Here is a 10,413-nt window from a genome sequence, read left to right on the forward strand (position 1 = left end):
ATCCCGGGCAGGTTAACCAGTTATATGGGTGTAAACGGTGTTATGTGGGTGCGAGCCGGACTCGCACCCACACCGCACCTTGGAGGCACCCATGCGCGGAGCCACCCGCGTCACCTGGACCGGCAGGGCGCTCGCCGTCGCCGTGACGGTCGCCCTCACGGCCACCGCGTGCGGCGGGGGCGGCAGTGGCGGTGGCGGCGGTGGTGGAGGCTCCGAGGCGGGGGTCGTGCGGGCCTTCTGGACGGACCCGCAGCGCCCCGTGGAGCCCGCGAACACCAATGAGGTGCAGGGCGGCAAGGTCCTCGACATGGCCTTCCGCGGACTCAAGAAGTACGACCCCGCCACGGGCAAGGCCGAGAACGCGGTCGCGGAGTCGATCACGACCAGCGACCAGCGGAACTTCACCATCAAGCTCAAGAAGGGCTGGAAGTTCTCCGACGGAACCGCCGTCACGGCCAAGTCCTTCGTGGACGCCTGGAACTACGGCGCGCTTGTCACCAACAAGCAGGTGAATTCGTACTTCTTCGAGTACATCGACGGCTACGACGACGTGCACCCCGACAAGGGAGAGCCCAAGGCGAAGAAGTTGTCGGGGCTGAAGGTGAAGGACAGTCACACCTTTACGGTGAAGCTCAACCAGAAGTTCTCGCTCTGGCCCGAGACCCTGGGATACGTCGCCTACTCACCGCTCCCGAAGAAGTTCTTCAGCGACCATGACGGCTGGCTCAAGAAGCCCGTGGGGAACGGCCCTTACCAGGTGGATTCGTACACCAAGGGCCAGGTCATGAAGCTTTCGAGGAACAAGCACTACGCGGGTCAGGACAAGCCGCGGAACAAGGGCGTCCACCTCAAGGTCTACACCGACCAGAACACCGGGTACACCGATCTGCAGGCCGGGAACCTCGATGTCGTCGACGAACTCCCGGCCGGCCAGCTCAAGAACGCGAAGAAGGACCTCAACGGCCGCTACATCAACCAGCCGGCGGGAATCCTGCAGACCGTCTCCTTCCCCATGTACGACAAGAACTGGCAGGGCAGGAAGGCGAATCTCGTACGCCGCGGGCTGTCCATGGCGATCGACCGCAAAGAGGTGACCGAGAAGATCTACCACGGCACCCGCGAGCCGGCGACCGACCTGACCTCGCCCGTGCTGAAGTCGGCCGGCGGCTACAAGGCCGGACTGTGCGGCGAGACCTGCGAGTTCAACCCGAAGCGCGCCAAGCAGCTCGTCAAGCAGGGCGGCGGCATCCCCGGGGGGCGGATCAAGCTCACCTCGAACGTGGACACCGGCTCCCACAGGCAGTGGATGGAAGCCGTCTGCAACAGCATCAACCACACGCTCGGCAAGAACAACGCGTGCACCGTCGACCCCGTCCCCACGTTCAGCGAATTCCGCAGCAACGTCTCAGCGAAGAAGATGAAGGGAATGTTCAGAACCGGCTGGCAGATGGACTACCCGCTGATCCAGAACTTCATCCAGCCGATCTTCTACAAGGACGCCTCGTCCAACGACTCGCACTTCGCCGACGCCGAGGTCGACAAGCTGATCGACAAGGCCAACTCCTCCGACGAGGCCGCCGCCGTCACCACCTTCCAGCAGGCGGAGGAGCTGATCCTGGAGAAGCTCCCCGCCATTCCGCTCTGGTACCAGAACGGGAACGCCGGGTATTCGGACCGCGTCAGCGGAGTCAGGCTCAATCCCTTCTCCGTACCGGTCTTCACCGACATCAAGGTCAAGTGACCTGAGGTGGGGCGCTACGTCGTCAGACGACTGCTCCAGATGATCCCGGTCTTCATCGGGACCACCTTTCTCATCTTCGTGATGGTGTACGCCGTCGGGGACCCGGTCAACGCGATGTTCGGCGACCGGGCCCCCGACCCGGCAACGGCGGCACAACTGCGCTCGGAATTCAATCTCGACAAGCCCATCTGGCAGCAGTACCTGCTCTACATGGGCAAGATCTTCACCGGTGACTTCGGCAACGCTTTCAACGGCCAGCCGGTGACGGAACTGATGGCCACCGCCTTTCCGATCACCATCAGGCTGGCGATCCTGGCCATCGTCTTCGAGATCGTCATCGGCATCATCCTCGGTGTCCTCACGGGACTGCGCAGGGGCCGCCCCATCGACACCACCGTGCTGATGCTGACCCTCGTCGTCATCTCCGTTCCCACGTTCGTGACCGGCACCCTCGCCCAGTACCTCCTCGGCGTGAAGTGGGGCTGGATCCGTCCCGCGGTCTCGCCCGAGGCGCCGGCCGGCGAACTCCTCCTGCCCGCACTGGTCCTGGCGCTGGTCTCGCTCGCCTACGTCACCCGGCTCACCCGTACGTCCATCGCCGAGAACGCCCGCGCCGACTACGTGCGTACGGCCATCGCCAAGGGGCTGCCACGGCGCCGGGTGACCCTGCGGCACCTGCTGCGCAACTCGCTGATCCCCGTGGTCACCTTCCTCGGCACGGACGTCGGCAACCTGATGGCGGGGGCGCTGGTCACCGAGCGGATCTTCAACATCCAGGGCGTCGGCTTCCAGCTGTGGCAGGGCGTCGTACGGCAGAACTCACCGACCGTCGTCGGCTTCGTGACGATCCTCGTCATCGTCTTCCTCCTGGCGAACCTGCTCGTCGACCTCCTCTACGCCGTGCTCGACCCGAGGATCCGCTATGCGTAACCCACTCACCCGGCCCGCCGCGGGCACGCCGCAGCGGGCCCCGGCGCACCCGGTCCGTGCCGAGGCAGCGGAGGTGAGCCGTGACTGAACCGCCCGCCATCGGAGGCCCCGGTGGCGCCATGGAGCTGGCCGAGTCCGAGGGGGGCGGGCTGGAGGGCAAGGGGCCACGGCCGGGGCGGAAAGGATCCGGCAAGCGGGCCAGAAGCCTGTGGTCGGACGCCTGGCACGACCTGAGCAGGAACCCCGTGTTCCTCATCGCGGGCCTGCTGATCCTCTTCCTCGTCCTCATCTCCCTGTGGCCCGGCCTGATCGCCGGCCGTGACCCGCTCTCCTGCAACCTGGGCCGGTCGCTGAGCCCGTCCTCCACGGGCCACTGGTTCGGCTTCGACACCCAGGGGTGCGACGTGTACACGCGGGTCGTCCACGGTGCGCGTACGTCCGTCACGGTCGGCGTCTGCTCCACGGTGGGCGTGGCCGTACTGGGGAGCCTGCTCGGCGGGCTTGCCGGGTTCTTCGGCGGCACCTGGGACGCGCTCATCTCGCGGCTCACCGACATCTTCTTCGGCATCCCGATCGTCCTGGGCGGCCTGGTCTTCCTCTCCATGACCGGCAGCCGCTCGGTGTGGACGGTGGTCTCGTTCATCGTGCTGCTGGGCTGGCCGCAGGTGGCCCGTATCGCACGCGGCGCCGTCATCACGGCCAAACAGAACGACTACGTGCAGGCAGCCCGCGCCCTGGGTGCCAGCAACACGCGGATGATGGTGCGGCACATCATGCCGAACGCCGTCGCGCCGGTGATCGTGACCTCCACCATCGCGCTGGGCACCTACATCGCGCTGGAGGCCACGCTCAGCTACCTCGGCGTCGGCCTGCAGCCGCCCACCATCTCCTGGGGCGCCGACATCTCCGCGGCCTCCGAAGGCATGCAGTTCCGCAACGCGCCGCACATCCTGCTCTACCCGGCGGCAGCGCTCAGCATCACGGTGCTGGCGTTCATCATGCTCGGCGACGCGGTGCGCGACGCCCTCGACCCGAAGCTGAGGTGAAGAGCGGTGAGCCTGCTCGAAGTGCGCGACCTGCACGTCGAGTTCCACACCAGGGACGGCGTCGCCAAGGCCGTCAACGGCGTCAGTTACGAGGTGGACGCGGGCGAGACCCTGGCGGTGCTGGGCGAGTCGGGCTCGGGCAAGTCCGTCACGGCGCAGGCCGTCATGGGCATCCTGGACATCCCGCCGGGGCGTATCGCGGGCGGCGAGATCATCTTTCAGGGGCAGGACCTGCTGAAACTCCCCGAGGAGGAGCGGCGCAAGATCCGGGGCCGGAAGATGGCCATGATCTTCCAGGACGCGCTGTCCTCGCTGAACCCGGTACTGAGCGTGGGCTACCAGCTCGGTGAGATGTTCCGCGTGCACCAGGGGATGTCCCGCAAGGAGGCCAGGGCCAAGGCCGTCGAACTGATGGAGCGGGTACGTATCCCGGCAGCCCGCGAGCGGGTCAACGACTATCCGCACCAGTTCAGTGGCGGTATGCGGCAGCGCATCATGATCGCGATGGCGCTGGCGCTGGAGCCCGACCTGATCATCGCGGACGAGCCGACCACGGCGCTGGACGTCACCGTGCAGGCGCAGGTGATGGAGCTACTGGCCGATCTCCAGCGCGAGTTCAACATGGGGCTGATCCTCATCACCCATGACCTCGGTGTGGTCGCGGATGTCGCGGACAAGATCGCGGTGATGTACGCGGGGCGCATCGTGGAGACAGCTCCCGTCAAGGACCTCTACCGGGCCCCCGCACACCCGTACACGCGGGGTCTGCTCGACTCCATCCCGCGCCTGGACCAGAAGGGACACCAGCTCAGCGCCATCAAGGGCATGCCGCCCAGTCTGCTGGAGATCCCGCCCGGATGCGCCTTCAACCCCCGCTGCCCCATGGCACGGCCGGTGTGCCGTACGGACGAACCGCCGCTCTACGAGGTGGACGACGACCGGGCCAGCGCATGCCACTTCTGGAAGGAGATGTTCGATGCACGCTGATCACTCCGGCAAGAAGCAGGCGCGGGAGGAGGGCGTGATCGCGCGGAAACTGATGGCCAGGGCCCAGGCGGAGAACGCGTACGCGGAGGGCGAGGCGATCCTCGAAGTCCGCGACCTGGTCAAGCACTTCCCGCTCACCCAGGGCATCGTCCTCAAGCGGCAGGTCGGCGCCGTGAAGGCCGTCGACGGCGTCTCGTTCGACCTGCACAAGGGCGAGACGCTCGGCATCGTCGGCGAGTCGGGCTGCGGCAAGTCCACCGTCGCCAAGCTCGTCACCCATCTCGAACAGCCAACGGCCGGCACCATCCGCTACAAGGGCGAGGACATCACCCGCCTGTCGGGCCGCGCGCTCAAGGCCGTACGGCGCAACATCCAGATGGTCTTCCAGGACCCGTACACCTCGCTCAATCCCCGGATGACCGTCGGGGACATCATCGGCGAACCGTTCGACATCCATCCCGAGGTGGCACCCAAGGGCGACAGACGGCGCAAGGTGCAGGAACTCCTGGACGTGGTCGGCCTGAATCCCGAGTACATCAACCGCTACCCGCACCAGTTCAGCGGCGGCCAGCGGCAGCGCATCGGCATCGCACGCGGGCTGGCGCTCCGCCCCGAGATCATCGTGGCGGACGAACCGGTCTCGGCGCTCGATGTGTCGGTGCAGGCCCAGGTGGTCAACCTGATGGCCAAGCTCCAGGACGAGTTCGGGCTCTCCTACATGTTCATCGCGCACGACCTGTCCGTGGTGCGGCACATCTCCGACCGGGTCGGGGTGATGTACCTCGGCAAGATCGTGGAGATCGGTACCGACACCGAGATCTACGAGCACGCCACACACCCGTACACCCAGGCCCTCTTGTCCGCCGTACCGGTGCCCGACCCCGAGGCCGAGGAGGGGCGCGAGCGCATCGTCCTCGAAGGCGACGTGCCCTCGCCCGCGAACCCGCCCTCCGGCTGCCACTTCCGCACCCGCTGCTGGAAGGCGCAGCACCGGTGCGTCGTCGAGGAGCCGCTGCTCATCGTCCCGGAGAACTTCACCGACACGGCCGGCGACGAACCCGTGCACCACCCGTCGGCCTGCCACTTCGCGGCCGAGCGCGCCTCGGTGATGCCGCCGGCCGAGGGGTGAGGGGCGCGGCTACCAGCCCGGTGGGCTGGCGCTGTACGGGGCTCCGCGGTCCCGGAACTCGGGGAGCGGCCGGGGTGAGTGGTGCTCGCCCCTGGCCAGGGCCGCGAGTACGACGGCGCCGACGACTATCTCCAACAGGCCGGTCAGTAGCCGGAGTTGGCCCTGTGTGCTCAGCTCGCCGAAGTTCTCGAAGAGCTTCGACTTGAGTGCGAAGGCCAGGAAGAACAGGCCGATGCCGAGCAGGGGTCCCGCCGTGACCAGCCCCAGCGGCCGGGAGAAGGGTGCGCCGGCGAGTGCGGCGACGGCGGCGACGAGCGCGAGCAGCACCAGCGACCAGGTGGTCCACGACGTCGGCACGTCCAGCAGCCGCACGATGAGCCGCTCGCCCGTCAGCGCCCGCTGGTAGCTGTCCCAGCCCGTCTTCTGCCAGTCGTGGATCTCCCAGGCGGCCAGCACGGCTGCCATGGCACCCAGCAGCAGAAAAGCGGTGACGGCCCCGCCCCGCGTGGGCCCTGCGGCGGGCTCCTCCGCGGGATCGTAGCTGCCGCCGGGCCTGAGGCCGGGGGACGGGGCATAGCCGTAGCCGTACCCCCCGGGCTGCTGCACCGGTCTGCGGCCTGCCACGGCCGTGACCACGAGGGCGACACCGATGACGACCACGGCGACGGTGGTGACGAGGACCTTGCTCATCAGCCCGTCGTCGATGCCCTGCATCCAGTTGGCGTTGAGGTTCCACAGGCCGGGGGTGCGCAGCAGCGCGGTCAGTACGCCGGTGCAGGCCAGGATGCCGGCGGCCGAGGAGGAGCGGATGACGGTGACGGCGGCGACGGCGTAGAGCAGCAGCAGCGTCGGCTCGACGTACGAGGTGACCCATATGCCGTCCTCGGCGCGTGCGAGGCGGCCCGTCCAGTTCCACCAGACGTCCGTGACCTCGTTGGCCTTGGTGAAGTCGCGAATGATCCAGCCGAGGCTGATCAGCGCGAGGGCACCTATGAGCGCGGCCCCGAAGACGCGCGCACCGCGCGCCAGTGTTCTGTCCTGGCCCATTGCCCTCGGCCCCCCGTGGGTGTGATGTCGTTCGCGACGCACTCAGCTCTACCCGTGATCGCGGCCAGGCAACAAGCGTGCTGGTGCGTGGGTGACGAACATGCGACCGCTCGCCCATGTTCGCACGAGGTGCGCGGCGCGCGCAGGACACCGGCACAGGAATCGGGCGTGCGGGACACCGGGCGGAACGGCATGGCCCGTCCCGCCCGGCCCGGGGCCGCACCGCGTGACGGACCCCTACGGCACCCGCACGGCCGTACGCACTTCAGGGTGGCGGATTCGGATATCGGAGAGGCGACCGCGAAGTTGCGTGTGCGTTAAAGCGTTTCCTGACGAACTATGACGATAAGTCGCAGCTGTCAATGTGATGTCAAGCACGTGAGCACGTCGATCTGCACAACGTTCGCTCAAGAAAGGCCGCGTGGGAGGTGAGTGCACCCAACACCCCTTGACTGCGCCGTAATTGACTTGCGAAAGTCCGCTCAACCCAGCCCGCATCACGGACGACGATTCGGGTTCCGGCGAGAATTGAGCGCGGGAGCACAACGCGATGACGAGTTCCTCCCAGGCTGCGAAGGCTGGGGCCGACGGTTCTGGCCCCGATGACGCGGTCCTGAGTTCTACGCGAGTTGCAGACAAGTCCGAACTCGCGGGCCGGTCACCCGGCCAACTCATGTGGCTGCGCTTCAAGCGTGACCGCACCGGTGTCATCTCGGCCTGCATCGTGCTCGCGTTCTTTGCGATCGCGGCGCTGGCGCCGGTGATCTCCAAGCTGTACGGCAAGGATCCGTACACCCGGTACGGGCAGATCACCCCCGGGCTGCTGAACGACAACTCCTACCCCATGAAGCCCAACGGCGGCATCGACAGCGAGTTCTGGTTCGGTATCGAACCCGGCCTGGGCCGCGACGTGTTCACGCAGCTGGTCTACGGGATACGGACGTCCCTGTCCCTCGCCGTCGCCATCACGCTGCTTTCGGTCGTCACCGCCATCGTGATCGGCGTCGCGGGTGGCTACCTCGGCGGCAGGACCGACTACTTCCTCGGGCGCCTGACCGACCTGATGATGTCGTTCCCCAACCAGCTGTTCTTCATCGCCTTCACGCCGGTCATCGCGGCCCTGATGGTCGATCCGCAGGACGAGATGCCCACCTGGCTGCGTGCCTGTGTGCTCATCTACGTCATGTGGCTGCTCGGCTGGATGACGCTGGCCAGGCTGCTGCGCGGGCAGACGCTGTCGCTGCGGGAACGGGAGTTCGTCGAGGCGGCCAGGGTCGCGGGCACCCCGCCGGCGCGCATCATCCGCAAGGAGCTGCTGCCGAACCTGGTCACTCCGATCCTGGTGCAATCCACGTACATGCTGCCGAACAACGTCACGGCCATCGCCGGTCTGTCGTTCCTCGGCGTCGGCATGCCCGAACCCACTCCCGACTGGGGGCGGATGTTCGCCAAGGGTGCCGAGGTGTATCAGAGCGATCTCACCTACATGTTCTTCCCGGGCGGCGCGATGGTGATCTTCATCCTCGCATTCAACCTGCTCGGAGACTCGGTCAGGGACGCCTTCGACCCCAAGTCGGGACGATGAGGGCCGGACGCGGCCGAGTGGTGGGGGGTGCTGCCACCCCGTGCGGCATCAGTCAGGCAGCGACGGACAACCAACAGGCAGGTGCAGAGATCACCATGAGCAGAGTGAGCATACGCGGAGCGCGTGCCTCCCTCGCGGCGCTGACGGTCGGAGCGCTGTTCCTCACGGGGTGCAGCAGCGGCGGGGGCGGCGACGACGGCGGCGGGGACACCGAGGCCAAGAAGCAGGGCCAGGACATCTCCTACACCTTCGCCGACGAGGCCGGCTCCAAGGGGCCGGCGCCCGAGGTGAAGGGTGCCCAGAAGGGCGGCACCATCAAGGTGCTCCAGCGCGACAGCTACGCGCACCTGGACCCGGCCCAGATCTACGTCAGTGACGAGGGCGCACTCTCGACCCTGATCCATCGCCGCCTCACCAGCTACAAGAAGGAAAGCGACGGCAAGTACTCGGTCGTCGGTGACCTGGCGACGGACGCGGGCCAGAAGTCCGACGGCGGCAAGACCTGGACGTACAAGCTCAAGGACGGCATCAAGTTCGAGGACGGCTCGGAGATCACCTCGAAGGACATCCGGCACAGCATGGAGCGGATGTTCGCGCCGTTCGTCACGGAGGGGCCGACCTTCGTCCAGCAGTGGATGGCGGACACCAGCGGCACCGAGTACCGCAAGCTGCTGCCCGACGGTCCGTACAAGGGCAAGCACCTCTCCAAGGACATCCTGGAGACCCCGGACGACAAGACCGTGGTCTTCCACTTCAAGAAGCCGGTCGCCGAGCTTCCCTACGCGCTCGCGATGGCCGGATACGCCGTGGTCTCCGAGAAGAAGGACACCAAGGAGAAGTACGACAAGAAGCCGCTCACCTCGGGCCCGTACAAGATCGCCTCGTTCAAGTCCGGCAAGAGCATGAAGCTGGTCAGGAACACCGAGTGGGACCCGAAGACGGACCCGCAGCGCAACCAGTACCCGGACGCCTTCGACATCCAGTTCGGTGTGTCCTTCGAGGACTCCACGAAGCGGCTGATGTCCGACTCGGGTGAGAACCAGACCGCGACGTCCTTCACCAACCAGGTCGACGCCTCCAGCATGCAGGAGGTGCGCAGCGACCCGAAGATCAAGAAGCGTTCGGTCTCCGGCTTCCAGTCGTACGTCGGCTACATGGGCATCAACATGGACCGGGTCAAGGACAAGAAGGTCCGCCAGGCCATCGCGTACGCGCTGCCGGCGCAGTCCATCGTGTCGGCCTTCGGCGGCTCGGGCGGCGCCCAGCTCGCGGGCAACTACATCAGCCCGACGCTGGTCGGCCACAAGCCGACCGACCCGTTCGGCAAGGTCAAGAACCCGCAGGGCGACATCAAGAAGGCGAAGAAGCTCCTCCAGGAGTCGGGCAAGAAGGGCATGAAGCTCACCTTCGCCTACCAGAACGCTCCCGAGTGGCAGAGCTTCTCGGTCGCCGCGACCGACAACCTGAAGAAGGCCGGGTTCAACGTCCAGCGCAAGGACATCATCGCGGACACGTACTACGACCAGATCGGCAAGATCAAGAACAACTACGACATCTACCACCACTCGTGGGGTGCCGACTGGCCCAGCTCGTCCACCGTGGTCCCGCCGGTCTTCGACGGCCGCCAGGTCCAGGACGGTTCGCCGAACTACTCGCACCACAAGAACCCGAAGTTCGAGAAGGAGATGGACCGTATCGCGGCCATGTCCAACCCGAACAAGGCAGCCGATGAATGGATGAAGCTCGCGGACAAGATCCTCAAGGAGGACGTCCCCGCGGTGCCGCTCCAGTACTACAAGGCGATCCAGCTGCACGGATCGAAGATCGGCGGGGCCTACTTCGACGAATCCCTGCACGACATCCAGCCCACCTCGCTGTACGTGAAGAAGTAGCGCTCCGGCGCAGGAACTCCGGCCTCCGGGCCGGCTCCGCCCCCCCCCCCCCCCGG

Annotated in this window: 8 protein-coding genes; 7 read left to right on the forward strand and 1 reads right to left on the reverse strand. The window is 66.6% G+C overall.

What is annotated here, in order from left to right:
• The first annotated feature begins 91 nt into the window (after positions 1-91).
• The 5 genes from NMN56_RS40885 (at position 92) to NMN56_RS40905 (ending at position 5,833) form a co-directional block, all read left to right on the forward strand.
• Entirely contained in the window at positions 92-1,741 is a 1,650-nt protein-coding gene (locus tag NMN56_RS40885) for a peptide ABC transporter substrate-binding protein (protein ID WP_274040874.1), read from the forward strand.
• A gap of 6 nt (positions 1,742-1,747) precedes the next feature.
• Positions 1,748-2,671 carry an ABC transporter permease gene (locus NMN56_RS40890; protein ID WP_274040873.1) on the forward strand — a complete coding sequence of 308 codons (924 nt, stop codon included), beginning with the start codon at positions 1,748-1,750 and terminating at the stop codon, positions 2,669-2,671.
• Between the two features lie 119 nt (positions 2,672-2,790).
• The gene (locus tag NMN56_RS40895; RefSeq protein WP_274041079.1) at positions 2,791-3,717 is read left to right on the forward strand and encodes an ABC transporter permease; all 927 of its coding nucleotides are present in this window, start codon (positions 2,791-2,793) and stop codon (positions 3,715-3,717) included.
• A 6-nt stretch (positions 3,718-3,723) separates the two neighbouring features.
• On the forward strand, positions 3,724-4,704 hold the full coding sequence (locus NMN56_RS40900; protein WP_274040872.1) for an ABC transporter ATP-binding protein: 981 nt from the start codon (positions 3,724-3,726) through the stop codon (positions 4,702-4,704).
• Positions 4,694-5,833 carry an ABC transporter ATP-binding protein gene (locus tag NMN56_RS40905; RefSeq protein WP_274040871.1) on the forward strand — a complete coding sequence of 380 codons (1,140 nt, stop codon included), beginning with the start codon at positions 4,694-4,696 and terminating at the stop codon, positions 5,831-5,833. Before NMN56_RS40900 ends, NMN56_RS40905 begins: the two co-directional genes overlap by 11 nt.
• A 9-nt stretch (positions 5,834-5,842) precedes the next feature.
• Here the strand turns inward: NMN56_RS40905 and NMN56_RS40910 are convergent, their stop codons facing one another.
• On the reverse strand, positions 5,843-6,880 hold the full coding sequence (locus tag NMN56_RS40910) for a hypothetical protein (protein WP_274040870.1): 1,038 nt from the start codon (positions 6,878-6,880) through the stop codon (positions 5,843-5,845).
• Positions 6,881-7,430: 550 nt separating this feature from the next.
• Here NMN56_RS40910 and NMN56_RS40915 point away from each other — a divergent pair.
• Both NMN56_RS40915 and NMN56_RS40920 read left to right on the forward strand, forming a co-directional pair.
• Positions 7,431-8,465 (forward strand): ABC transporter permease, encoded by a 1,035-nt coding sequence (locus NMN56_RS40915; protein WP_274040869.1) that lies wholly within the window; start codon positions 7,431-7,433, stop codon positions 8,463-8,465.
• Between the two features lie 95 nt (positions 8,466-8,560).
• Complete coding sequence (locus NMN56_RS40920; RefSeq protein ID WP_274040868.1) at positions 8,561-10,357, forward strand: ABC transporter substrate-binding protein; 1,797 nt, start codon at positions 8,561-8,563, stop codon at positions 10,355-10,357.
• The last annotated feature ends 56 nt before the right edge of the window (positions 10,358-10,413 follow it).

This window comes from Streptomyces iconiensis, from assembly GCF_028657195.3.
Lineage (GTDB): Bacteria > Actinomycetota > Actinomycetes > Streptomycetales > Streptomycetaceae > Streptomyces > Streptomyces iconiensis.

Excerpts from the sequence above, each read along its gene's own strand:
- NMN56_RS40885 (WP_274040874.1), top strand. The coding sequence starts at position 92 with ATGCGCGGAGCCACCCGCGTCACCTGGACCGGCAGGGCGCTCGCCGTC.
- NMN56_RS40895 (WP_274041079.1), top strand. The coding sequence starts at position 2,791 with ATGGAGCTGGCCGAGTCCGAGGGGGGCGGGCTGGAGGGCAAGGGGCCA.
- NMN56_RS40905 (WP_274040871.1), top strand. The coding sequence starts at position 4,694 with ATGCACGCTGATCACTCCGGCAAGAAGCAGGCGCGGGAGGAGGGCGTG.
- NMN56_RS40910 (WP_274040870.1), bottom strand. The coding sequence starts at position 6,880 with ATGGGCCAGGACAGAACACTGGCGCGCGGTGCGCGCGTCTTCGGGGCC.
- NMN56_RS40915 (WP_274040869.1), top strand. The coding sequence starts at position 7,431 with ATGACGAGTTCCTCCCAGGCTGCGAAGGCTGGGGCCGACGGTTCTGGC.
- NMN56_RS40920 (WP_274040868.1), top strand. The coding sequence starts at position 8,561 with ATGAGCAGAGTGAGCATACGCGGAGCGCGTGCCTCCCTCGCGGCGCTG.